We start from the raw sequence: 25,459 nt of genomic DNA on the forward strand, positions 1-25,459 counted from the left end.
ATTATCCGGGGGTCTTTACATAGGGGTAGGGACCCTGTAGACTTCATCAATTAACTTGGGCGCGAGCGGAGAGCGGTGTGTCGCGGGTCCTGGCTCTAGCGAATCAGAAAGGCGGCGTCGGCAAGACGACGACGGCAGTCAACGTCTCAGCCGATCTTGCGCGCCGCGGCCGGCGAATTCTCCTCATCGACCTTGATCCTCAGGGCAACGCTACCAGCAGCCTGGGCGTCGACAAGCACGGGGTCGAGCGCTCCAGCTACGACGTGCTGATCGAGGGCCAGCCGGTGGTCGAGTGCCTGCTCGAAGCCGTCCGCCCGCGGCTGGATCTGCTCGCGGCCAACGCCAGCCTGGCCGGGGCTGAGGTCGAGCTGGTCGGGGTGCGCAACCGAGAGTTCCGCCTGCGGGAAGCGCTGGCGGAACCGCGCGCGGTCTACGATGCCATCGTGATTGACTGCCCGCCGTCGCTTGGCCTGCTGACGGTCAATGCCTTGACGGCCGCCGACGAGGTCATCATCCCCATCCAGTGTGAGTACCTGGCGCTTGAGGGTCTGATGCAGCTCATCAACACGATCGACCTGGTCAAGCGGCGGTTGAACCCGTCGCTCGACATCCTGGGCGTGGTGATGACGATGTACGACGCGCGTACGCGCCTGTCGGCGCAGGTCGTGCACGATGTCCAGCGCTTCTTCCCGACTCGGATGTTCCGGTCGGTGATCCCGCGCACGGTGCGACTGGCGGAAGCGCCCAGTTTTGGCCAGACGATCTTCGAGTACGACGCTGCGTCTCGCGCCGCGGCGGCCTATACCTTCCTTGGCGGCGAGGTGGCGGCCCGGCTCGGGCTGGCGAGCGACGAGAGTGACAAAGAGGTGGGCGCGGCGGCTGCGCGCGGGGAGGCGACGCCGTGAGGCGCTCGACGTGTTGCGTACTGCGTGTTGCGTACTCCGTCTGGTGTGATCCGTGACCAGGAACGTCTAGCGCTTGATACGCAGTACGTCGTACGCGATACGCAAGGCGAAGCACGCAAGGGAGTGATCCATGACGGTGATGCGGGACCAGGAGGTAGCGAAACTGCTCGAGGCGCCGAGTCTGGACGAGGTATTCGCAGAGAAGGTCGTGGGTGTCGGCCTGACGTTCGATGACGTGTTGCTCGTGCCGATGGAGTCGAGCGTCCTGCCCAAGGACGCGCGAACGGACTCGCGCCTGACCCGGCGCATCAGTCTGAAGATCCCGATCGTGTCTGCCGCGATGGACACCGTCACCGAGGGTCGCATGGCGATCGCCATGGCGCGCGAGGGGGGCATCGGCATCCTGCACCGCAACATGTCGATCGAGGAGCAGGTGGCCGAGGTCGACAAGGTCAAGCGCAGCGAGTCGGGCATGATCGTCGAGCCGGTCACACTCCAGCCGGACGATCCGGTGAGCGAGGCGCTGGCGGTGATGGCCCACTACCACATCTCGGGTGTGCCGATCACCGATGAGCACGGGAAGCTCGTGGGCATCCTGACCAACCGTGACCTGCGCTTCGAGACCGACGTCAATCAGCCGATCGCCAACCTCATGACCAAGGAGAACCTGATCACGGTCCCGGTCGGCACCACGCTCGAGCAGGCCGAAGAGATCCTGCACCAGCACAAGATCGAGAAGCTCCCGGTGGTGGACGAGCACGGCTACCTCAAGGGGCTGATCACGGTAAAGGACATTCAGAAGCGCATCCAGTACCCGAACGCGACCAAGGACGCGCAGGGACGGCTGCGGGTCGGGGCGGCGGTCGGCGTCGGTGCCGATGCGCTGGATCGGGCGGCCGCGCTGATCGAAGAGGGGGTGGACGTCCTGGTGGTGGACACCGCGCATGGCCACTCCCGCGGCGTGATCGAGATGGTGGCCGCCATCAAGCGACGCTGGGATATCGACGTCATTGCCGGGAACATCGCCACCGGCGCGGCGGCACAGGCGCTGATCGAGGCGGGGGCCGACGCCGTGAAGGTGGGCGTCGGGCCCGGGTCGATCTGCACGACCCGCGTCGTGGCGGGGATCGGCGTGCCACAGATCACGGCGATTATGGACGTGGCCCGGGTCGCCCGCGCGGCGGGTGTACCAGTGGTCGCCGACGGCGGGATCCAGTACTCGGGCGATATCGCCAAGGCGATCGCGGCAGGGGCCGATACGGTGATGCTTGGGAGCCTGCTCGCCGGGGTGGACGAGAGTCCGGGCGAGGTCATCCTCTACCAGGGGGAGCGCTTCAAGGAGTACCGCGGCATGGGCTCCCTGGGCGCGATGAAGGCGCGCTCCTACAGCAAGGATCGCTACTTCCAGGAGGATGTCGAGAGCCTGGCGAAGTTCGTGCCGGAGGGGATCGAGGGTCGGGTCGCGTACAAGGGCCCGCTCTCCGCCACGCTCTACCAGCTCGTCGGCGGGCTCCGGTCCTCGATGGGCTACTGCGGTGCGGCGACGATCTCCGAGATGCAGACCAAGACCCGCTTCATCCAAATCACCTCCGCCGGGCTGCGTGAGAGCCACCCGCATGACGTGGTCATCACCAAGGAGGCGCCCAATTACCGCGTTGTGCGGTAGCGCGACGCACCAGTTTCCGTGCACCGACCCCCGCTCCCGGTACGGGAGCGGGGGTTTTTTCATGCGAGGCGGTCTCCCGGGTTAGCGCCGCCACGTGCAGGCACGCTACCGCAGCATGATGGCGTCCGCGGCCATTACCTTGACACGAATAGGCTCACGTTCTATATATCATTACGGGCGCGATCCTCGAAGTCGTCATGAGGGAAGAACCCCGCTTCCCTCTGATTCAGAGGGTCTGCCTCTGTGCGTCCGGCCGCATGTTCCTGTGCCTCTCAGGCACGGGATGTGCATAGAAACGGGCGGACGGCAGGGAGGGACAAACTCCCCGGAGTGGGGGAGGGTGACTCATTCGGTAGACCAGGGGCGCACAACGATTGATTCTCCTGCCCGGTGGCGCGGGTTTGCCGTGCTGGCACCGTAATTCGGTGCGCGCCACGGGCGATTCTGGGCGCCCGCCCGCGGGCGGGTGCTGAGTCCTTTGTGCACCCCGTGCGGTCGTGGGAGAAGGGATCAGTGCGATGCGAATCGCGCAAGTCGCACCGCTGTACGAGCGCGTGCCGCCGCGGTTGTATGGCGGGACGGAGCGCGTCGTGTACGCGCTGACGGAAGAACTCGTGCGGCGGGGGCACGATGTCACGTTGTTCGCGACGGCGGACTCAATCACCTCAGCTCGGCTGGCGCCGATGGCGGAGGCCGGGATCCGGCTCGCGGGAATCAAAGAACCGCTGCCGCTGCACGTGGCGATGCTCGAAGAGGTCTATGCCCAGGCCGACCAGTTCGACATCATCCACTCCCACGTTGACGTGTTGGGCTTCCCCTTCGCGCGCGCGTCGGCGGTTCCGACGGTGTCCACCATGCATGGTCGGCTCGACCTGCCGGAATACCGGCGGGTCTTGTCCCGCTTCTCCGAGCAGCGTCTCGTCAGTATCAGCCACAGCCAGCGGAAGCCGGTGCGCGATCTGCCGCTGAACTGGGTTGGGACGGTCTACAACGGCATCCGGCTGGAGCACTTCCCCTTCCGCGATGAGCCGGAAGACCCGCCCTATCTCGTCTTCCTCGGGCGGATCTCGCCGGAGAAGGGGCCGATCGAGGCGGTGAAGGTGGCACGCGCGGTGGGCTTGCCGCTCAAGGTGGCGGCCAAGATCGATCCGGCCGATGCCGATTGGGCCGATGAGCATTTCCTGCCGATCCTCGAGGGCGGGGGCGTGGAGTTCCTGGGCGAGGTGGACGAGCCGACCAAGGCGGCCTTGCTCGGTGGGGCCCTGGCCACATTGTTCCCGATTCAGTGGCCGGAGCCGTTCGGAATCGTCATGACCGAGTCTCTGGCGTGTGGCACGCCGGTCATCGCGCTGCGTGGCGGATCGGTGGAAGAGGTCCTGGTCGATGGTGTCACCGGCTTCATCTGCGACTCGCTGGAGGAGATGGCCGAGGCCGTCTCGCAGGTGGAGCGGATCGACCGTCGGGCCTGCCGCGCGCATGTCGAGGCGAAGTTCTCGGCGGCCGCGATGACCGACGGCTACGAGGCGATCTACGAGCGCGTGCTCGCGACCGAAGTCGCTGCGCGACCGGCCCTCACCATCCTGCCCCAGCAGCAGGGCGGAGCGGCTGATCGGGTGGTGCCATTGGCGGCCAAGCAGGACCTGGTGATGCCGAAGGTCGAGGAGCAGGCGGTGCCGGTCGGCGAGTAGCGGCGGCAATGGGGCCAGGCGGCTTGACATCCCGCAAATCGACGCTACACTGGGTAGTATCACCACCTATCGGCGGAGAATGGACGATCCGCGCACCGTTCACCACCTTGCGCGGCTTCCAGCGAATACGAGGTGCGTCCCATGCCACTCTATGCCTTCCGCTGCGACACCTGCGGCCCCTTCGATGTCCGCCGCCCCTTTGCCCAGGCACAGGAACCGGCACTCTGCCCGGTGTGTTCAGTGCCGGGGCAGCGCGTCCTGACTCCACCCGGGCTCTACCGGACCTCGCCGGGCTTGCGTCAGGCTCTGACGTTGGAAGAGCGCAGCGCGCATGAGCCGGAGGTCGTCACCCGACCACCCGGCGGGTTCCCAGGTCGTCCGTTTCACGTCCATGGCAATCACGTGCACTAGAGACTGCATCGCACCCCGATCGGGGTGCGATGCAGTCTCTAGACATCGCGCAGCGCGCCGTGCGGGCGCTGACGAAGCGGACTAGCCGACATGACGTATCAGAGGGGAGGGAGAGAACGGCCGCCGCGTCGCTCACCGTGCATGTAGTGGAGGCGTCCGTGTGACGCATTCCCGAGAGGAGACGCAGTCATGCCACCCGAGGTCGTCTTCAAGATTGATCAGACCAAGTCGATGCGCGATCAGGACGTTCCGGGACACAACCGCTGGCACCCGGACATCCCCGCCGTCGCATCAGTGAAGCCGGGCCAGGATTTCCGGGTCGAGTGTCGCGAGTGGACCGACGGTCAGATCGGCAACAACGACAGCGCCGCCGACGTGCGGGATGCCAAGCTGAACGTGGCGCACATGCTCAGCGGGCCGATCGAGATCGAAGGGGCCGAACCGGGTGACTTGCTGGTCGTCGATATCCTCGACATCGGTCCGATTCAGACTGAAACGACGGGACCCGCGCCGGGCCAGGGCTGGGGCTACACCGGGATCTTCGCCAAGCACAATGGCGGCGGTTTCCTCACTGACCACTTCCCCGATGCCTACAAAGCGATCTGGGACTTCCACGGGATCTACGCGACGTCGCGTCATATCCCCGGCGTACGCTTCGCCGGGATCACGCACCCGGGCCTCTTCGGCACCGCTCCCTCGCACGAGTTGCTGGCGGAGTGGAACCGGCGCGAGCGGGCGTTGATCGAGAAGGACCCGAACCGCGTGCCGCCCCTGGCGCTACCGCCGGAGCCGGACGGTGTGCTGGCCGGCAAACTGACAGGGCCGGAGCTCGAGCGGATCGGGCGTGAGGGTGCGCGCACGGTGCCGGCGCGCGAGAACGGCGGCAACCACGACATCAAGAACTTCACCCGCGGCGCCCGCGTCTACTACCCCGTCTTCGTGCCAGGCGCCAAGCTCTCCGGTGGCGACCTGCACTTCTCGCAGGGTGACGGGGAGATCACCTTCTGCGGCGCGATCGAGATGGGTGGCTTCATCGACTTCGGAGTCGACCTGATCAAGGACGGCATGAACAAGTACGGCATCACCACGAACCCGGTCTTCATCCCGGGCCCGGTGGAGCCGCGGTACTCGACCTTCCTCTCGTTCATCGGCTTCTCGGTAGATGAGCACAGCGGCGAGAACCTCTACATCGACGCCACTGTTGCCTACCGGCGGGCCTGCCTGAACGCCATCGAGTACCTGAAGAAGTTCGGCTACTCGGGCGAGCAAGCGTACCTGCTGCTGGGTGCCGCGCCGATCGAGGGGCGGATCAGCGGGGTCGTCGATATCCCGAACGCCTGCTGCTCACTCTACCTGCCGGTCGAGATCTTCGAGTTCGACATCCGACCGAACGCGCAGGGGCCGACCATGGCCAACCGCGGCTCCGCCGCGCGCACCTAGCCTCGGAGCCGAACGGCGCGACCCCGGTTCGCTGGGGTCGCGCCCGTACCCCGTCTCTATACTCGGGCAATCCGTGACTGCTGCCACGGGAAGTGTGAGCAGGCCGATGATCGCGTTGATTCTTCTCTGGGTGGGAGCCGTTCTGTTCCTCAACGGGCTCTGGCTCCTCGGCCGGATTGGTGACCGCGAGATCGCGGTGATCAACTTCTTCGTCGGCGGCGTGACGCTGCTGGCGGCGCTGGTCAGCGCGTTCCGCGGCGGGGCGACCTTCGACGACATCGGGTTCGGCGCGCTGGTCCTCCTGTTCTCGTTCACCTACATCTGGATAGGGATAAATCGCTTCCTCCAGACTGATGGGCGAGGTCTCGGCTGGTACAGCCTGTTCGTGGCCATCACGGCACTCCCGATCAGCATCGAGCTGCTGCGGGGTGCAACCACCACCTGGGACTACTGGCTGGGGCTGAACTGGCTCGCCTGGGCCGTCCTGTGGTTCCTCTACTGGGCACTCCTGGTGCCCAAGCGGGTCGGGGTCCAACTCGTTGGCGTGCTGACGCTGGCCGTCGGGATCGCCACCGCCTGGCTGCCGGCCTACCTGCTGCTGCGCGGCTACATGGCGCTGTAGGGCGTCGGGAGCGCGGGCATCGCACGGAGTCGGTGAGGCTCCGTCGGCCCTGACTGGCGGATGAGCATCGCCACTCAGGAGAGGGCACGGATCGTCACGCGGGGTGTCACCCCGAAGGTTTCAATGCGGTGACCCTGACCGGACGGGAGCACGCCGCGTCCGCAGCGGTAGCCCAGTCCGCGAGCGGGTTGGTGTCCGCCGAGATCGCCCCGACCGTCATGCGTTCGGTGGCGCATGACGGTCGGGTGAGGTTATCTGCAACGGCTCAACCGTCGGACTTCGGCATCGTGCTCAGCGTCATGGTCTCCTTGATCGGCGGTCGATCAAGGTAAACGCGACCACCAGTGCGATCACGACAAGCAGAAGGCCGATCTCGAGTTCCATCGACCCAATCGCCCCAATGGCTGGTCCCAGCAGCAAGAGGAGCGCGAACGCGGTCGCCAGGATCAGAATCGTGACTCCGATCTTCGCCAGCACCCGTCAGGCTCCCTTCGACGAATGGCGGGGCCAGTCATCCCCGCCGATTGCTCGCTCTGCCCCCTCACAGCGCGACGCGATCCGACGCGCGGATCTGGCGGCAGGAGAGGACGGTGGCGAGCAGCACGGCGAGGTAGAAGGCGGCGATCACCACGCCGATGACTCGCCAGGGGATGCTGAGCACGAAGTTGGGCATGACCATGGCCGTGACCACGACCGGGGGGATCGCCAGCGCCAGGACGACGACGGTGCTCACGGCGACGAAGAACGTGTTCTGGGCAAGGACGACCTGCTGCGCCCAGGTCGGCGTCAGCCCGATCGCGATCAGCGTACCCAGGTAGCGCCGCAGCGTCAGCACCTGGGCGCGTGCCACTGCGACGGCGCAGAGCAGCACGACGAGCATGAGCCCGGCGGCGGCAGTGAAGTATGCCCGTGGCACGAAGGGGTTGACCGTCTCGTAGAGGACAACCTGACGCGGGTCCAGTCCCGCGTCGAGAACCGCCCGCCGCGCGGCCCGCGCGTCGGCGTCTGAGACATCGGTGAACACGATCCCACCGTCCATGATCGGTAGGCCGAGCCGCTCCGCGGTCGCGGTTAGCAGGACGCCGTTGGTGCTCATCCGCCAGGCAGGATGGAGGCTCGCCGCGACCGCGGGGAGGCGCACCTCTTCCGCTCCCACTGCCGTGGGTGTGACGAGCACGCGCTCGCGGCCCTCGCGGTCGTCCCATGCGAGCATGCCGCCGTCAACAAGTACTGTCTGCTCCGTCTCGGTCAGGGGGCGCCCGATGAGCCGGCTGACGTCGTCCAACGTGTCGAGCGCGAGTACCGCGCCGAGACCGCTGCCATCGACCGCTACTGGCCCGTGCTCTCCCCATAGATAGCGGATCTGCACGGTCGGGCGCGATACCCCGAGTTGTTCCCGCACCACCGCGAGTACCTCAGGCGTTGGGGCTTGGAACTTTCCACCAGTCTCGCTCACCAGGACCTGGTGAGGGGCGACATCCGGAGCGAGTCCTTCCTGGCCGGTCTTAATCATGGCGTCGAAGAGGATGACATACCCCAGTGGGAGACCGAGCACGGCGGCCAGCGCAGCGACCGCGATCGTAGTGCGGCTGCGGTTATGCACGAGCTGCTGGCGGGCTAGACGCAGACGCGGGCCTGTGTTCGGAAGCAGACGCATTGCCTGGTCGACGACCTCGGGGACTAAGAGGAGGACTCCGACGGCGATAGTACCAGCGAGGACCATGGGGTCGGCGGCGGTGTCCACGTGAGGCGTCTGCAGGATCGCGGCGCAAGCGGCGAGCGTCGCCGCACCGTGCCGGGCGTGCTCTCCATAGCGTCGGGCCCGCGACGCTGAGGGGCGCGCGGTCGGTGCTTCCGGTACGGACGATGGCTGCCGGTTGACCACGGCGAACCGGATCCACACAGTGCCGACAAGACATGCAGCGGCGGCGGATATACCGAGCCTGAGTATCGGATCGAGCAGGCTGGGGAAGGGACTGAGCGGCTGTGCCCACAGGTGAAAGCGTGATAAGACGCCGCGGGCGATGAGCCCAATTACCGCACCCACTGCCACGCCGGCTGCAAGCGACGCCATGAGCCATCCGGTCACTGCTATGCCGATAGCTTTCGCCGCACGGCCGGGTGGCAGCCCAAGGGCCACGAGCAGGGTGCCGCTCCGGTGGAGCCGTCGCTGGCTGAGTCCAAAGGTCGCCAGCGATGCCAAGAAGGGGAGCAGCAGAGCCGGGATCCCGTAACTCGCTGGAATCCGCTCAATCCAGGGAGTCCGCCGTGTGCGACTGACGTCCGATCGATCCTGGGTTGTCGCCGCGACAGCGAGAGCCACGTCATCTCTCGGCTGACCGAGCTCGCGGGAGAGGAAGTCGCTCACCGCGTCGATGACCGACTGGCGTTGGCTTCCCTCCCAAAAGAGAGTCAACATTGCGCTAATGGATGGGAAGTTGCGGAGAGCTGCCTCCCCGATGCTGGCGAAGGTGCCCGGTGCCGCCAGGATCGCGTGGTAGTCGCCGTAGCGGTCGTCAACGATGCCAACCACGGTGAACCGCTCATGCCCGGCGAGCACGGCAAGTTCTTCGCAGAGCTCTGCGAGCGATCCGTTCGAGGTATGAGCCACGACGACCTCACCGGGCTGCTCGGGCCAACGACCGCGGAGGAGGACATACCGGTTGGGGAATGGACTGCGTTCCCAGTCGGCCTCGGTGAACCACGTGGTTGGTGGGTCAACCTGAGCTGGCTCCACGTCTACCGAGGTCACCGTGACCATCGGTGCGGTCGCACCACCTGCGAGTGCCGTCGCCTCAATCTCGGCTGCGATCGAGGCGTTCTTGGGGGTCAGGGTTAGTGTATTGCCCAGATACGACCGAAAGGCGAAGCGCCCCATTTCCCGCTCCACGATCTGGTCGCCGGAGAGGGTGAGCGCACTCATCCCGATGAAGAGCGCGACCACGGTGGCACTGACCGCCGCCATTAACCAGGTGGAGGTCGCCAAAGAGCGGCTGCGCATGAACCGGCGTCCGACGCGCAGGGTGGCCACGCCTCTCATAGCCGTGCGACCTCCCGCTGACGCAAACGCCCGTCTACCATCTCGTACACCGTATCAGCGAACTCCTGACACATCGGGTCGTGCGAACAGACGACGGCCAGCGTGCCCTGGTCGCACAGTTTGCGGATCAGGGCGAACAGCGCGCGTGAGTTGGCTGAGTCCAGGGAGCCGGTTGGCTCGTCGGCCAGCAAGACGCGGCGCTGGCCGACGAGTGCCCGGGCAATCCCGACGCGCTGTCGCTGCCCTCCCGAGAGTTGGCTGGGCAGCCGGTCCTCAAGACCGGCCAGCCCGACGCGCTCGAGCTCGGCCAGGGCTGAGGCCCTGGCCTCCGCTCCTGTGAAACCGCGTACCTCCAGTGGCAGTGCCACGTTCTCCCAGGCGGTGAACTCATCGATCAGCAGGTGATCCTGGAAGACGACCCCAATCGTCTCCAGCCTCAGGCGTGCCCGGCCCCCCTCGTCGAGGGCGCCGACATCGACGCCGTTCACGTGGATCGTCCCGCTGTCCGCCACGTCCAGCCCAGCGATCAAGTTGAGCAGCGTGGACTTGCCCGAGCCACTAGCGCCGTAGATGCATACGAACTCGCCTGCATACGCGGAGAACGTCACGTCACGGACCGCACACACCGTCTCCGCCGGCGTCACGAATGCCCTGTGCAGCCCCGAGACGTCGAGCAGGGCAGGCGGGCCGAGACTCCCGGTCGTGGTCAGCAACCTCTGTTGGTTCGCCATGAAGAGACCTCATCGCTGTTCCAGAAGGCAACGTTGTTATCACGTCCGAATGCATGGAACGTCTGGCAGTCTCCTGTGCCATCCCAGTTGTCGTATCCCGCTGCATTGGTGTTGCTGCCGTTGGCCCAAGAGTCCATCTGGTTGTTCGCGGCGCCAGACAGGGCTACTAGACCTCCCCCGCTCGGGCGCTCACCAATCAGCCAGTTGAAGTCAGTGTTTCCCCACATGCACACATGTCCGCTATCGCATTCCTCGAGTTCTGCTTGTACGCTCCCAGCCGCGGCAACGGATGAGAGGGCCAGTGCGAGCGCTACGAGTAGGGATTTCTTGTGCACAGTTTCCCTCTAATGTCTGAATACCGATAGCCAAAGAAGGCGCATGACCTGCATCAGGCGCGCATCGTGAACACCTCCATTCAGCATGCAGTGATAATAGGACGATGACATGATAACCTGCTGCATACTGATAAGTCAATGAGTGAACTTGCTGTTGGGTGATACGAGGGGCTTCATTGAAGCGGTGCTAGTCTGAGCGACTACTGTGCTTCGGTTCCGTGCTCTATCCCGCCGCACTGTCGCGTACAATGTCCGCGTCGGCGCGGCACACGGACTGCGGGGCATTCCCCCGACAGTGATCCGCCGCCCCGTCTTCAGCACCATCGGCGTTGGCCAGCGCCAACCTTCGGGTGGGATGCGCGCAGGGAGGGACTCATGGGCATCGGTGGCCGGCTCAAGAACTACGTCGGGATGGTTCCCAACCCGATCAGTTCGAAGACGCGCCAGGTCGGCTCGCGCATCCGCGGCGCCGACGTGACCGTCAGCGTCTGCCCCTACTGCGCCGTCGGATGCTCTCAGCTCGTGTACGCCAAGGATGGGCGCATCATCGACATCGAGGGCAACTACGAGAGCCCCATCAACGGCGGCACGTTGTGCCCTAAGGGCGCGGCGACCTACGGCCTGGTTTACAGCCCGAACCGGATTACCAAAGTCAAGTACCGGGCGCCGTACAGCGATCACTGGGAGGAACGCCCGCTCGACTGGGCCATGGAGCGCATCGCCCAGCTCGTCAAGCAGACGCGCGACGCGACCTACCAGGAGACCGACGAGCACGGCACCGTCGTGAATCGCACCCTCGGCATCGGCCACCTCGGCGGTGCGACCCTCGACAATGAAGAGAACTACCTGATCAAGAAGCTCTTCGCGGGCGGGCTCGGGATCGTCCCGATCGAGAACCAGGCGCGGATATGACACTCCAGCACGGTGCCCGGTCTGGGCGCCCGACTCGGTCGCGGAGGCGCGACGACGACGCTGCAGAGCCTGGCGGACAGCGACTGCATCGTCATCATGGGCTCAAACATGGCGGAGAACCACCCGGTCGGCTTCCGCTTTGTCGTGAGAGCCAAGACCCGGGGGGCGACGGTGATCCACGTCGATCCGCGGTTCTCGCGCACATCCGCGCTGGCGGACCTCTATGTGCCGTTGCGGGCCGGCACGGATCTCGCCGTGCTCGGCGGGCTGATCAACTACGTCATCAACAGCGAGCGCTGGAATACCGACCCGTTCTTCAAGGAGTACGTGACGCACTATACCAACGCGTCGGTCATCATCAACCCGGAATACCAGGGGCCGGAGGATCTCGGCGGCATCTTCTCCGGGTACATCCCCGAGGAGCGACGGTACGAGACCGACACCTGGCAATACGCGGGACAGGATGAGCGGCCTGCCGCGTCCGAGGACAAGGCGCAGACGGCCGAGCCGCGGCCGGAGTACATCGGGCGCCTCGACGAGCCGGTCCGCCGCGACCCGACGCTACAGGACCCGAACTGCGTCTTCCAGATCGTCAAGCGCCACTACGCGCGCTACACGCCGGAGATGGTGGAGCGGATCAGCGGCATCCCGCAGGACGTCTTCATCCGTCTGGCGGAGACGATCCTTGAGAACTCTGGGCGCGACCGGACCACGGCCTTCTGCTACGCGGTCGCCTGGACCCAGCACACGAACGGGACGCAGACCATTGGCGCGTGCGCGCTGCTGCAGCTACTGCTCGGCAACATCGGCCGGCCAGGGGGCGGCATCCTGGCCCTGCGCGGGCATGCAACGATTCAGGGGAGCACCGACATCCCGACGCTCTACAACCTCCTGCCCGGTTATCTGCCGATGCCGATGGCGACCGCGCTGGAGCGGGACGAAAGCCTCGACGCGTACCTGCGCCGCAACCGGCCCATGACCGGCGCCTGGTACAACACGCCCGCCTACCTGGTCAGCCTGCTCAAGGCCTGGTACGGCGACGCGGCGACGCCCGAGAACGACTTCTGCTACGACCTGGTGCCGAAGATCGGCGGCGACGCATCGTTCCAGGCCATGATCCCGATGATGAAGGACGGGATCATGAAGGGGCTGTTCGTCATGGGCATGAACCCGGCCGTGGGTGGGCAGAACGCCATCCTGGCCCGGGAGGGGCTGGCGAACCTCGACTGGCTGGTCGTCCGCGACGTGCACGAGATCGAGACGGCCGCCTTCTGGTGGGACGCGCCGGAGGTCCGCGCGGGCAAGGTGCGCCCGCAGGATATCAAGACCGAGGTCTTCTTGCTCCCGGCCGCGCTGCCCGGGGAGAAGGAGGGATCCTTCACCAACACCCAGCGGCTGGTGCAGTGGCACGACAAGGCGATTGATCCACCGGACGACGTGCGCTCCGAGGTCTGGTTTGTCTACCACCTGGGCCGCCGCTTGAAAGAGCTGTATCAGGGGGACGATACGCCGAAGGGCCGGCAGATCGCCGCGCTTACCTGGGAGTATCCCACGGAAGGGCCGCACGACGAGCCGGTGGTCGAGGCGATCGTCAGGGAGATCAACGGCTACACCGTGGCTGACGGGCGCCTGGTGCCGGACTACACCGCGCTGCGGGACGACGGCTCGACGGCGTGCGGCTGCTGGATCTACTCCGGCATCATGCCGGAGGAGGGCCGCAACCGGGCGAAGGACCGCCGCGGCGACGAGCGCGCGTCGCTGGAGTGGGGCTACTCATGGCCGCGCAACGTGCGCCTGCTCTACAACCGTGCCTCGGCGGACCCGCAGGGCCGCCCCTGGAGCGAGCGCAAGAAGTGGATCTGGTGGGACGAAGAGGCCGGCCGCTGGACCGGCTACGACGTACCCGACTTCCCGGTCACCAAGCCGCCGGACTACACGCCCCCGCCGGGGGCGGTCGGGCTCGATGCCCATCCCGGGGATGCGCCCTTCGTCAACATGGCCGATGGCCGGGGCTGGCTCTTCGCGGCCTCCGGGCTGCGGGACGGTCCGCTGCCGACACACTACGAGCCGTGGGAGACGCCGGTCGGCAACCCGCTCTATCCGGAGCACCCGCGCAGCCCGGCCGCCAACCTGCTGGAGCGCCCGGACAACCGCTACCATGAGATCGGCGATCCGCGCTTCCCGTACGTCATCACGACCTACCGCCTGACCGAGCACCACACCGCGGGCGGCATGTCGCGCTTCGTGCCCTGGCTGGCCGAGTTGCAGCCACACGGGTTCGTCGAGATCAGTCCTGAGCTGGCGGAGGAACTGGGGATCAACAACGGCGACTGGGTCGTGATCTCGACCCTCCGGGGCGAGACGGAGAGCCGGGCGCTGGTCACCGAGCGCCTGCAGCCGCTGGTGATCAACGGCAAGAAGATCCACCAGGTGGGCATGCCCTGGCACTTCGGCTACAGTGGCATCGCCAAGGGCGGCATCGCGAATGACCTCAGCGCGCTGGTCGAGGACCCGAACTCGCGTATCCACGAGGCGAAGGCGTTCACCTGCAATCTCCGTAAGGGCCGGCTGACGCGCAGCACCGACGAGGAGGGGCGCGGATGAGCACCAAGGTAATCCGCGACCAACCGGGCCGGACGGGTACGACCGGCGCCCGGCCAGGGGCGATGGGCTTCCTGACCGACACGACGCTGTGCATCGGCTGCAAGGCCTGCGAGGTCGCCTGCAAGCAGTGGAACCAACTGCCGATGGACGAGTTCGGGTTCACTGGCTACAGCTACGACAACACGGGCGACCTCAGTGGCACGACCTGGCGGCATGTCGCCTTCATCGAGCGCATCAGCGACAGCGAGGGGCGGCGCCCCACGTCGATGCGCGCGTTCCAGTCCAACTGGCTGATGATGAGCGACGTCTGCAAGCACTGCGTCAACGCCGGGTGCATGGAGGCCTGCCCGACCGGGGCGATCATCCGCACCGAGTTCGACACCGTGGTCGTGCAGCAGGATGTCTGCAACGGCTGTGGCTACTGCGTGCCGGCTTGCCCCTTCGGCGTCATCGCCCTTGACCTGGGCGACGGCCGGGCGCGCGTCGGTGACCACAAGGCCCACAAGTGCACGCTCTGCTACGATCGGCTGCGCGACGGTCTGGAGCCGGCCTGCGCCAAGGCGTGCCCGACTGACTCGATCCAGTTCGGGCTGGTCGAGGATCTGATGGACCGGGCGAAGCAGCGGGTGGCCGATCTGCGGGCGCAGGGCGTGGAGGAGGCACACATTTACGGCGACCGGGCGGTCGGCGGTACCGGCGGCATCGACGGGCTGAACGCCTTCTTCATCCTGACCGCGCCGCCTGAGGTCTACAACCTGCCCGCTCAGCCCGAACTGCCGCAGCGCAAGACGATCCCGGCCTCAGTGAGCACGGCTCTCGCGGCGGTGGCGTTCGCGGTGGGGGCGATCCTGTCGCTGCGACGAAAGTGAGATGCGGGGTGCGTCATGCGTTATACGTCATCCGTGTTGCGTGTTCCGTGCCGCTCCCCTCTCCCCTGGTGGGCTCCGTCCGAGAGGGGTCGGGGGAGAGGGGGACGGTTGACCGATGACGTATGACGCACGAGGAGGCGAGGAGGATGGCGTACGAGCGGCGATGGGAGACGCGGCGGCGCGGCGGGCGCAGCGCCGGGGATGAGGCGCGAGAGACCTACTATGGCATCCCCGTGATCCACCGGGCGCCGTGGCGCTGGGAGATCCCGACCTACTTCTTCCTCGGCGGCATCGCTGGGGCCAGCTACGTCATCGCCGGAATCGCCCATGTGTTCGGTGGCGATGAGGAGCGGCCCGTGGTGCGCGCGGGGCGGTATCTCTCCCTGGCAGCGCTCATCCCTAGCCCCATCCTGCTGATCCTCGACCTGGGCCGGCCGGAGCGCTTCCACCACATGCTGCGGGTCTTCAAGTTTCGCTCGCCGATGTCGGTCGGAACCTGGGGCCTGGTGGTCTTCGGCGCCTTCTCGACGCTGTCTGCCCTGATCCAGGCAGCGGAGGACGGTCTCTTCGGGCGCGGCACGCTGGTCGCGCGCCTGCTCCTGCGGCTGCCGTCGCACGCGATCGCGTTCCTCGGGCAGTTCCCGGCGTTCTTCGTCAGCGGCTACACGGGGGTGCTGCTCGCCGCCACCGCGGTGCCGCTCTGGACGAAGAACTACCTCCTGATGGGGCCGCTGTTTATCGCGTCCGCGCTGTCGAACGCCCTGGCGGCGATCACGCTGATCCTGACGGCGACCGGACGGGCCAGCCACCGGTCACTGCGGCGGCTGGAACGGTTCGAGACGGCCGTGATGGGGGTCGAGGCGCTGCTCCTGGCTGCGCTGCGGCTCAACTCGGGCAAGACCATCGCCCGGCCGATGCACGAGGGCCGTCTGGGCCGTATCTACCGCGTCGGCGTCCTCGGCACCGGGCTTGGCCTCCCGCTGCTGATCCAGGCTCCAGGGGCCTGGCTGGGGCGCCGCCTGCCGCGTGGGGTGACTGCGCTGGCCGCGCTCCTGACGCTGATCGGCGGGGCGCTCTTCCGCTACCTCATCGTCACCGCCGGCCACCGCTCGGCCGACGACCCTCAGGCGACGTTCGAGCTGACGCGGGCGCGCGAGAACGGGTCACGCCGGTCCTGATCCAGCGCGACTGTGCAGCATACCCTACTGAACCCGGTCTTCGGCACTAGTATCGACTCGACCAGCACCGCGCGGCGGCCGCTCCCAGTGCATGTGGCGGCCGCGGCGCGCCGCCGTCTTATCGAGACTGACGAAATACCGTGGTGCACCGGAGCTGTCACCGTCGCCCGGTCGCTGTCATCCTGAGCGGAGCCGGCCGGCGGCGCGAAGGATCTCGGGGTGGAATGGCCGCTCCCGCGCGAGATCCTTCGCTGCGCTCAGGATGACAGGCGTGATGGAGCGGGCTGCTGACGGGTTTGCCGGTTAGATCCTCGACGTTCATCGATGGCCGGGCGTAATGGGTACCTCGCCGTGTCGAGCAAGAACCAGATCAATGATTCCTGCAAGCCGCCGCGTATGCACTGGCGAACTTAGGCGCCTAAATGGCGAAGGCGCCGCGGCCAATGCTGCTTACCCTTCGGTACTGCTGCCCACGCTTGAGCGGACCAGTGTCCGGACCGAGCGGCTGATCGACTGGCCGCTTGAATAACCCCCCATGCAATGGTTCTTACGTCAGCGCCCAGGTCCTCATAGCTGTATTCAACGGCAGGTCGACCTTGCAGCGATCGCTAGCTGTGTGAGCATTGGGGCCGATGGGGAATGTTGCACTCAAGACCCATACCATGGATGCAGCCTTCACAACTACGTCGTAATCTGATTGCAGACTTAAGATGCTTGACCTCACCGGCGTGTCTGCTATTATGGATTTACCAGCCTTTACCATTTGGGCACGTCCTCTTTAGCTGAGAGGGGGCACGTACGGGGAAGATGCACTATTGCCTCGGCTTTGATGGCGATTGTGCGACCTGTACGAAGATGGCCCATGACCTTGAAGCCCTCTCTGCCGGGCGGCTCACGGCGCGCAACCGGCGCGATCCTGAGGTGCAAGGATGGCGCGAGCGCGCGCTTGGTCCCGACGCTCCCTGGACACCGACCTTGTTCCGCGTTGATGGCGACAAGGTCCGTGCATGGACCGGTCGTGGCATGGCACGAGAGCTGGTTCGTGTGCTCGGGCCACGTCGAGCTTTCCAGGCGATGCGGTTGTTCGATGACGTTAGCATGCCGGCGACCACTAGCCGCCGCGCTTTCCTACGCAAGCTTGGTACGGCTGCTGCGATGGGTAGCCTGTTGGCCTTCGGCAAGCTGCCGAGTGTGGCAGCGAAGCCTGGAAAGGCGCATAATCCGACAGACGCCTTTGCCACGGTGAGGAGCGAGCGCCTTGAGACTGCGGCATTGCACTCACTGCGTGCGCAGGTCCGTGCTAACCGCGATGTCAAGCAGGTGCTAGCCAGCATACCGTATAAGGAACTGCCGCCTGCAGAGGAACTGAAGGCAGCACGGCACACGTTAGCGAATGGTGCCGAGTTGTTGACGATAGGCTGGGCCATCAATGAGAAGTACGTCGCGGGGCTCCACATTTTGCCGGAGCGGAGGATTCCTGGCATTCACGAGCATTCCTCTATGCGGTGAACGGAGAGGAGTCACTGACCCTCCTGGCAGCAAGCACAGACGGACAATTCAAGACCAGGGCGATCCAGCCTGCATCGGGCATTGACCCCGGAACTGGTGGTGGCAAGGATTGCTCCTGCGGAGTTTGGCACGAAAATAATTGCTGTTGGTTCTGCGATTCATGGGACCGTAGTTGCATCATCTGGAACTGCGCGGAGTGTGCGCTCTCTTGTTTCCAGCTCTGGACGTGCGCAGCGTGTATTATCGGCTGGTGCGGAATGGCCTCAGCAATCAGGTGCTGTACCCACTCGTGGTGGGCGAAGTGTTATTGCTAGGCAGGAGGCGACATGTTCCACTACCTGCGCACTGCTTTGCACTGGAGGCTGGTGCGCGCTGCGCTCTTCTCGCTCCTAGCCGGTGCAAGCACAGTCGGATTCTCGGCTGTGCCGCTTTCAGCGGTGTTAGCCGGGTTGCTGGTCGGGCTGATCGCCGGGTCCTGGTGGGCCCTAGCACTAGCACCACTCGGGTTCGTCATCGGCGGACAGCTGGCTCCGATGCTGGGCCTGCCAGCCTCCACGCTGGAGCTACTGGACTGGGTTCTGGTTATCGCTCTTACCCTCGCTGGAGCGACTGGGGGAGTGACCATCGGGCGCTACCTAGCGGGACGACCTACCCCCGAGAATTCACGCTAGGGACGTTGGTCTGCTGATTTGTTCGCAGCCCCCGACGAAGCGAGTTCGTTGGGGGCTGCGTCATCTTGCCCGCACGCGTGCGATTGTTCTTGGTAGCCCTCCACAGCCCACACAAAGCGGGGCCGGGCACCTAGCTGGCACTACCGTGTAAGGACCGTCCACAGACACCGTCAGCGGCTGCCTGCTACGCTTCCGGCTCCAGCGTCGCGTAGTAGAGCGCATTGAAGAGCAGGCGATAGGTGCCGCGAGTCTGGGCGCGGAACTGCGGCCGGAAGCCGAAGAGGATCACGCGGCCCGCGCCGACCGGTACATCGAGTAGCGCCGCCTTGCCGCGCAAGTGGTCGGCGCCGAGCAGCCAGCCGGAGAGGAGCTGGTTGGTCATCGGGTAGCGCCCGACGACGCCGACGTCGTCGCTGAGCGGCTCGAACACAGGGCTGTTGACGGAGAGCACCGCCGTCTCGCGCTCGAACCCGTAGGCCACCGGGTGGTGGGGGTCGAGGAGGAGGCGCAGGAGCGCGCCCGGCGCGTAGAACAGTTCCGCGGGCAGCCCCTGCACCGCGTTCATCACCGGGAGGTACAGGTGCTCGATCGCGACCTCCCCGGCGGAATCAAGCGCCACCAGCGTGCCGCCTGCCTGTACGAAGCGGCGCAGGTTGGCCGCTCCGAGCGGCCCGATGCCGCCCGCGTACTCAGCCGGGTACTCACCGGGGTCGTTCCCCTCCAGGATGTCGCGCGCCGGCTGTTGCGGCAGCACGATCACGTCGCAGCGGTCGCGCAGATCGCCCTGGCGCAGGTCGCGGTCGCGCAGCGTGGCGTACGGGACGGCGTATCGCTCGAAGATGAAGCGGGTCCAGCCCTCGTCGATCGCGTTGGGCCGCCAGCTCCGGTAGAGCCCGACGCGGGGCGCGCGCAGGCGGCGACGCGGCACTGCCGGCCGCGAGGCCAGACCGTGCAGATGCACGTGTGCCTCGCGGGCGAGCGCCGCCGCGTCGTCGCGAGACAACCCCTCGATGATGAAGCTCCCGGCGGCCCACTCTCGTCCCGCCGCACGGATCGGCGCGCCGGTCCGCCACACGGTGGCTCCCGCGGCGAGCAGATGGTTGACGGCGCGGTATGCGGCGTTCGTCTCGCAGCCGAGGAGGTAACCGGCCCGCGCCGTCCCGCTGACCGTGCCAGGGGGCGGCGCGACCCGCGTGACGCGCTCGAGGTCCGCCTCGAAGGGCGTGTCGATCTGCACCGCATCCACTCCCATGTAGAGCGGCAGGGTGTGGGCGGTGATGTCGTAGGGTGGGCGTGGCGGCCCGCCGGGGGAGACGCGCAGGTCCGGGTAGCGCTGGACCTCGAGCAGGGTCTTGGCGTAGCGGCCGAAGGGCTGGGCCAGGAGCACCACGTGCGAGCCGGCCGGGTAGTGGACCCCGTGGGCCCGGAAGTGCGCCCGCGCCCGGTGAACCTCGACCCGACCGTCCTGGAGGATCTGCAGCATCTCCGCCGTCGTGATCGGGTCGCGCTGGTTGGCCGGGACCACGAAGGCGAACGGCGTGGCCTGCGCCACCGCGCGCTGTTGGATCTGCCAGAACCCGCGCACCCACCGTTCACGGAACGCCGCGGCGTGGCCCAGGCAGGCGTAGATGGCGATCTTGTGGTAGTCGACGATGTCGCGCAGCCGCCAGGTGCCGCCGGTCCAGGGCAAGGGGTGGTTCGCGCGCGCGACGTGCGGGTCGAATCCACGCACCTCTCGCAGGTCCGAACGCTTGAGGTGGACAGGGCTTGCGATCCGGCAACTGGCGGCCTCAGCCAGGATGCGCACCCCGCCGTGGTAGTGCTGATAGGCGCGCGAGGGGGAGTAGGCGTCGAAGATCACCCCGGTGGCGACGCCCGCTTTCCCCTCGGCGGTCAACGCCGCCGCCATGCTGGTCCCGAGCGCGGCGATCTCCGCGACCATGAGCGGGTCGACGTTCGGGTCGTAGGGGTCGATGAACGGCGGCAGCACATACCGCGGCCCGTTGGCCATCATCTGGTGCAGGTCGAACACGATGCGCGGGAACCAGCGGTTGTGGACCTTCTCGACCACCGTGCGCGTCTCGACCTGGGTCAACATAAACCAGTCGCGGTTGTTGTCGTGCCCGGCGTAGGGGTGGTAGAGCGTGGGAGGCGGAGTCCCCTCGGCGGCCGTCCCGCGCGTGCGCTGGTACCAGTCGGCGACGACCTCGATGCCCCACGGGTTGAGCGAGGGGATGAGGAGGAATACCACGTTGTCGAGGATCGCCTGGATCTCCGGGTCGTCGCGGGTGGCAAGCTCGTATACCAGTTCCGGCGTGGCCTGCACGGCGCCGACCTCGGTGGCGTGGATGCCGCAGGTGACCAGAACCACGCAGCGCGCGGCGGCGATCAGACGCTCAGCGTCGTCCGGGTCGAGGCTGCGTGGGTCGGCCAGCCGCTGCTGGATCGCCTGTAACTCGTCGATCCGGGCGAGGTTGTCGGGGGACGAAATCGTCAGGAGCGCGATCGGCTGCCCACCGGTGTCCGGACCCAGCTCCTCGCAGCGCACCCGCGGGCTGCTCGCGGCGATGTCGGCGAAGTAGCGCACCATCTCCGGCCAGCGGATCAGCCGTCGGTCGTCGCCCGGTCGGAAGCGGAAGCGTTGCTCGGGCGCGACGATCGTGGCGGCGGGCTGAGCCATCGGCAACGCCTCCTCCCCGGCGGGCGTGCTCCCGGCAGCGGCGCGGCACCGCCCCCGGATCCAGCGCGACGGGGATACTGTAGCACCGGCCGAACGGCTTGTGGACCAGCACAGCCACGTCAGTCGCGGCTAGTCCACGTGGTGCCGTCGGGGCGGTGCCGGCTCGCGTCGAGTCGGGTGCCACCTGGCGGCGAGGAGCACAGGGGATCGGGCGGAAGCCGATGCCGGGAGGATCGGATGTTCCTCGCCGCGCAATGCCGCAGGTGTCCGGGGCTCATCTTGCGCCCACGACCCGCCGAGGCATAGACTACGCGCGGCATGGCTGGCTACGAAGCGTCGAGGATTTCCGGGGTCGGCGCTGTCGCGCCGGCCCCTTCTGCACTGAGACGTGATTCTCCTGGGCCTGCCCCGTTGCGTGGGGTCGCCGGGAGCGGGCCGATCGAGGTGAGGGATAGATGGGACAGGTGCTCGTCGGCGTCGATACGGGCGGGACGTTCACCGATTTCGTGCTGGTGGAGAACGGGACGGTCCGGGTGCACAAGGTCCTGTCGACGCCGGATGACCCGGCCCGAGCGATCCTGCAGGGGTTGGAGGAGCTCGGCGTCGGGGAGGGGCTGGCTGCGGTCGTCCACGGCTCGACGGTGGCGACCAACGCCGTGCTCGAGCGCAAGGGGGTGCCCACCGGGCTGGTGACCACGGCCGGGTTCCGCGATGTGCTGGAGATCGGTCGGCAGACTCGCCCGGCGCTCTACGACCTTCGGGTCGAGCGGGAGCCGCCGCTGGTGCCGCGCGAGCGCCGGTTTGAGGTCGTAGAGCGGCTGGATGAGCGGGGCGGCGTGCTGACGCCGCTCGACCCGGAGTCGGTGGCCGCGGCGGTTGCCGCGCTTCGCGAGGCCGGGGTGAAGTCGGTCGCGGTGTGTCTCCTCTTCAGCTTTGCGAATCCGGAGCATGAGGCGGCGGTGGCTGAGGCGGTGCGCGCGGCTGGGATGCATGTTTCGGCCTCGCACGAGGTGCTGCCCGAGTTCCGCGAGTACGAGCGCACCAGCACGGTGGTGCTCAACGCCTACGTCGCCCCGCTCATGGACCGCTACCTGCGCCGTTTGGAAGACGAGTTGCCGCGCGGGGTGCCGCTGCGGATCATGCAGTCTAACGGCGGCTCGATCTCGGCGGCGACGGCCCGGCGTGAGGCGGCGCGCACGCTGCTCTCCGGCCCGGCGGCCGGGGTGGTCGGGGCGGCCTACGTTGCGAGCGCCTCCGGCTTCGAGCAGACGATCACCTTCGACATGGGGGGCACGTCGACCGACGTGGCGCTGATCGACGGCGCCATCACCGAGACGACCGACGGCAAAATCGGCGGCTACCCGAGCAAGTTGCCGATGATCGACATCCACACCGTCGGCGCGGGCGGCGGCAGCATCGCCTGGTTCGACACCGGCGGTGCGCTGCGCGTCGGGCCGGTTTCGGCAGGCGCCGATCCGGGTCCGGCGGCCTACGGACGTGGGGGCGAGGCGCCGACGGTGACCGATGCCAACGTCGTGCTAGGGCGGCTGATCCCCGAGGGGTTCCTCGGCGGCGGTATGGCGCTCGATGTGGCGGCGGCGCGACGCGCGCTCGGGACCGTCGCCGAGCGCCTTGGGACGAGCCCTGAGGCGGCGGCGCTCGGGGTGATCCGCGTGGCGAACGCCAACATGGAGGCGGCGATCCGGGTCATCTCCGTGGCGCGCGGGCACGACCCGCGGCGATTCACGCTGGTGGCCTTCGGCGGCGCCGGGCCGTTGCATGCGTGCGAACTGGCGGCCAACCTGCGTATCCCGCGGGTGCTGATTCCGGCAACGCCGGGCGTGCTCTCAGCGCTGGGAATGCTCGCGGCCGACGTGGTCAAGGATTACGTGCGCACCGTGATGGTCCCGGCGACGGGAGCCGCCGAGGTGGTCGACCCGGTGCTGGCGGAGCTGGCCGATCAGGGGCGTGCGGACCTGCTGGCCGAGGGGCTTCCCGACGAGCGCATCACCATCGAGCGAATGCTCGACCTGCGCTATGTCGGCCAGTCGTACGAGCTGGTGGTTCCCTACGAGGGAGACATGGCCGCGGCAATTGCGGCCTTCCACGCGGCCCACGAGCGGCGCTTCGGCTACAGCGACCCGGCCGAGCCGGTCGAGGTGGTCAACTGCCGGGTCAAGGCGCGCGGGCTGGCCGAGCGGCCGGAGCTGCCGCGGCGTGAGGTCGACCCCAACGCTCGGGTCGAACCGCTCATGCACCGGCCGGTCGTCTTCGCCGGGGCTGACGGACCGGAGACGCGGGAGACGCCGATCTACGACCGGGCCACCCTGGTGCCGGGGGCGCGGCTGCGCGGCCCGGCCGTGGTGACGCAGTACGACACGACGACGGTCGTGCCGCCAGGCTGGGGCGGCTGGGTGGACGCGGTGGGCAATTTGATCCTGGAGCCGACGCCGGAGGAGGGGGCGCGCGATGGCGATTGAGCCGGAGGTGCTGGTCGATCCGGTCAGCCTGGAGATCTTCCGCAGTGCGCTGACGGCGATCGCCGAAGAGATGGGCGCAGTGCTGACGCGGAGCGGCTACTCGCCCAACATCAAGGAGCGCCGCGACTTCTCCTGCGCCCTGTTCGACCGCCAGGGGCGGCTGCTGGCGCAGGCGGCCCACATCCCGGTCCACCTGGGCGCCATGCCCGACTCGGTCGCGGCGGCGCTGGCGGCTTTCGACACGTTCGCGCCGGGCGACGTGGTCGCGCTCAACGACCCCTTCGCCGGGGGGACTCACCTGCCTGACATCACCCTCATCTCCCCGATCTACGTGACCGTCGACGGAGAGTCGGTCCTGGCCGGCTTCGCGGCCAACCGGGCGCACCACGCCGACGTCGGCGGCATGTCGGCCGGTTCGATGCCGGTGGCCAGTGAGATCTACCAGGAGGGGATCATCATCCCGCCGATCAAGCTCTGGGAGGCGGGACAGCCGAACCGGGCCGCGCTGGCGCTGCTGCTGCGCAACGTGCGCACGCCCGACGAGCGGCGTGGCGACCTGACGGCGCAGGTGGCGGCCAATCGCACCGCCGAGCGGCGCCTGCAGGAGCTGGTCGAACGCTACGGGTTGCCGACGGTCGAGGCCCATGGAGAGGCGCTCATCGCCTATGCCGAGCGGATCACGCGGGCGACGATCGAGCAGATCCCGGACGGGGTGTACCGCTTCACCGATTACCTCGACGACGACGGGATCAACGGGCGCCCGCTGCCGATCGTGGCGACCGTGACGGTCGAGGGCGGCACGATGACGGTCGACTTCAGCGGCAGTGCCCCGGAGGCGGAGGGGAGCATCAACGCCGTCGCCTCGGTTGCCAAGTCGGCGGTGTACTACGTGGTCCGCTGCCTGATGCCGCCCGACGCGCCGATGAACCACGGCACCTTCGCGCCGGTGACCGTCCACGCCCCGGAGGGGACGGTGGTCAATGCCCGCCCGCCACGGCCGGTGGCCGGGGGCAACGTCGAGTGCTCGCAGCGCATCACCGACGCCGTGCTGGGGGCGCTGGCCCAGGCGCTGCCCGGTGTCATCCCGGCCGCGAGCCAGGGGACGATGAACAACGTGACGGCCGGGGGGATTGACCCGCGCACAGGCCAGCCCTTCGCCTACTACGAGACGATGGGCGGCGGCATGGGCGCGCGCCAGGGGCTCGACGGGCTCTCGGGCGTTCATGTCCACATGAGCAACACGCTCAACACCCCGGTTGAGGCTTTCGAGTACGCCTACCCGATGCGCATCGGTGCCTACCGGCTGCGCGACGGCTCCGGCGGGGCCGGGGCGGCGCGCGGCGGCGACGGGTTGGAGCGGGAAATCGCCTTCCTGGTGCCGACCGAGGTGACGCTGCTGACCGAACGGCGGCGGCTGGCCCCCTGGGGGCTTCAGGGTGGTGAGCCGGGTGCACCCGGTGAGAACCTGCTCGTGCGCAACGGCGAGGTCACCAAGCTCCCGGGTAAGGTGCGCTTTTCGGCACGCCCGGGCGACCGCCTGGTGATCCGCTCCCCCGGCGGCGGCGGCTGGGGCAAGCCGTAACGTCCCACGGTGCACACGACAAGCAGACATTGACATGGGAAACCCGCCCGCATCGGTGCACGATGCGGGCGGATCGCTTACTGGAATTGAACGTGTGCGTGAGGCGGGTTGAGGGGCCGTGCCCGCCGCAGGCTGC

The 25,459-nt window shown here is 67.4% G+C and carries 17 protein-coding genes; 12 read left to right on the top strand and 5 right to left on the bottom strand.

What is annotated here, in order from left to right; all coding sequences use genetic code 11:
- Nucleotides 1-77: 77 nt before the first annotated feature.
- The 6 genes from STHE_RS12345 (at nt 78) to STHE_RS12365 (ending at nt 6,732) form a co-directional block, all read left to right on the top strand.
- Nucleotides 78-905, top strand: coding sequence for a ParA family protein (locus tag STHE_RS12345; protein ID WP_012872919.1), 828 nt, complete (start codon nt 78-80; stop codon nt 903-905).
- A gap of 130 nt (nt 906-1,035) precedes the next feature.
- A complete protein-coding gene (guaB, locus tag STHE_RS12350) occupies nt 1,036-2,571 on the top strand; it encodes an IMP dehydrogenase (protein ID WP_012872920.1) in 1,536 nt (511 codons plus the stop codon).
- A 518-nt stretch (nt 2,572-3,089) separates the two neighbouring features.
- Complete coding sequence (locus tag STHE_RS12355) at nt 3,090-4,259, top strand: glycosyltransferase family 4 protein (protein ID WP_012872921.1); 1,170 nt, start codon at nt 3,090-3,092, stop codon at nt 4,257-4,259.
- A gap of 141 nt (nt 4,260-4,400) precedes the next feature.
- Entirely contained in the window at nt 4,401-4,670 is a 270-nt protein-coding gene (locus STHE_RS19660; RefSeq protein WP_012872922.1) for an FmdB family zinc ribbon protein, read from the top strand.
- A 189-nt stretch (nt 4,671-4,859) separates the two neighbouring features.
- A complete protein-coding gene (gene fmdA / locus STHE_RS12360; RefSeq protein WP_012872923.1) occupies nt 4,860-6,110 on the top strand; it encodes a formamidase in 1,251 nt (416 codons plus the stop codon).
- A 106-nt stretch (nt 6,111-6,216) separates the two neighbouring features.
- Nucleotides 6,217-6,732 (top strand): AmiS/UreI family transporter, encoded by a 516-nt coding sequence (locus STHE_RS12365; RefSeq protein ID WP_012872924.1) that lies wholly within the window; start codon nt 6,217-6,219, stop codon nt 6,730-6,732.
- A 297-nt stretch (nt 6,733-7,029) separates the two neighbouring features.
- Here STHE_RS12365 and STHE_RS12370 read toward each other — a convergent pair whose 3' ends face one another.
- From STHE_RS12370 to STHE_RS19665, 4 genes are all read right to left on the bottom strand, one after another.
- Nucleotides 7,030-7,209 carry a hypothetical protein gene (locus STHE_RS12370; RefSeq protein ID WP_012872925.1) on the bottom strand — a complete coding sequence of 60 codons (180 nt, stop codon included), beginning with the start codon at nt 7,207-7,209 and terminating at the stop codon, nt 7,030-7,032.
- A gap of 64 nt (nt 7,210-7,273) precedes the next feature.
- Nucleotides 7,274-9,772 (bottom strand): hypothetical protein, encoded by a 2,499-nt coding sequence (locus STHE_RS12375; protein WP_012872926.1) that lies wholly within the window; start codon nt 9,770-9,772, stop codon nt 7,274-7,276.
- Nucleotides 9,769-10,503: an ABC transporter ATP-binding protein gene (locus STHE_RS12380; RefSeq protein WP_012872927.1), complete on the bottom strand. Its 735-nt coding sequence runs from the start codon at nt 10,501-10,503 to the stop codon at nt 9,769-9,771. The genes STHE_RS12375 and STHE_RS12380 overlap by 4 nt, the downstream gene beginning before the upstream one ends.
- Entirely contained in the window at nt 10,479-10,838 is a 360-nt protein-coding gene (locus STHE_RS19665) for a peptidase inhibitor family I36 protein (RefSeq protein ID WP_148220080.1), read from the bottom strand. The genes STHE_RS12380 and STHE_RS19665 overlap by 25 nt, the downstream gene beginning before the upstream one ends.
- A 375-nt stretch (nt 10,839-11,213) precedes the next feature.
- Between STHE_RS19665 and fdh the strand changes: the two genes are divergently transcribed.
- The 4 genes from fdh (at nt 11,214) to STHE_RS12405 (ending at nt 17,910) form a co-directional block, all read left to right on the top strand.
- Nucleotides 11,214-14,354 (top strand): formate dehydrogenase, encoded by a 3,141-nt coding sequence (gene fdh / locus STHE_RS12390; protein ID WP_425376005.1) that lies wholly within the window; start codon nt 11,214-11,216, stop codon nt 14,352-14,354.
- The gene (locus tag STHE_RS12395; protein WP_012872931.1) at nt 14,351-15,223 is read left to right on the top strand and encodes a 4Fe-4S dicluster domain-containing protein; all 873 of its coding nucleotides are present in this window, start codon (nt 14,351-14,353) and stop codon (nt 15,221-15,223) included. Before fdh ends, STHE_RS12395 begins: the two co-directional genes overlap by 4 nt.
- Nucleotides 15,224-15,369: 146 nt before the next feature.
- The gene (nrfD, locus tag STHE_RS12400; protein WP_012872932.1) at nt 15,370-16,401 is read left to right on the top strand and encodes an NrfD/PsrC family molybdoenzyme membrane anchor subunit; all 1,032 of its coding nucleotides are present in this window, start codon (nt 15,370-15,372) and stop codon (nt 16,399-16,401) included.
- A 1,023-nt stretch (nt 16,402-17,424) separates the two neighbouring features.
- Nucleotides 17,425-17,910, top strand: coding sequence for a twin-arginine translocation signal domain-containing protein (locus STHE_RS12405; RefSeq protein WP_148220081.1), 486 nt, complete (start codon nt 17,425-17,427; stop codon nt 17,908-17,910).
- 855 nt (nt 17,911-18,765) lie between these two features.
- Here the strand turns inward: STHE_RS12405 and STHE_RS12415 are convergent.
- The gene (locus STHE_RS12415; RefSeq protein ID WP_012872935.1) at nt 18,766-21,261 is read right to left on the bottom strand and encodes a M14 family metallopeptidase; all 2,496 of its coding nucleotides are present in this window, start codon (nt 21,259-21,261) and stop codon (nt 18,766-18,768) included.
- Between the two features lie 455 nt (nt 21,262-21,716).
- On the opposite strand from STHE_RS12415, the gene STHE_RS12420 reads away from it, so the two are divergent.
- Entirely contained in the window at nt 21,717-23,741 is a 2,025-nt protein-coding gene (locus tag STHE_RS12420) for a hydantoinase/oxoprolinase family protein (RefSeq protein ID WP_012872936.1), read from the top strand.
- Nucleotides 23,731-25,323, top strand: coding sequence for a hydantoinase B/oxoprolinase family protein (locus tag STHE_RS12425; RefSeq protein WP_012872937.1), 1,593 nt, complete (start codon nt 23,731-23,733; stop codon nt 25,321-25,323). Before STHE_RS12420 ends, STHE_RS12425 begins: the two co-directional genes overlap by 11 nt.
- Nucleotides 25,324-25,459: the final 136 nt, after the last annotated feature.

The sequence above is a fragment of the Sphaerobacter thermophilus DSM 20745 genome, from assembly GCF_000024985.1.
Taxonomy (GTDB): domain Bacteria; phylum Chloroflexota; class Chloroflexia; order Thermomicrobiales; family Thermomicrobiaceae; genus Sphaerobacter; species Sphaerobacter thermophilus.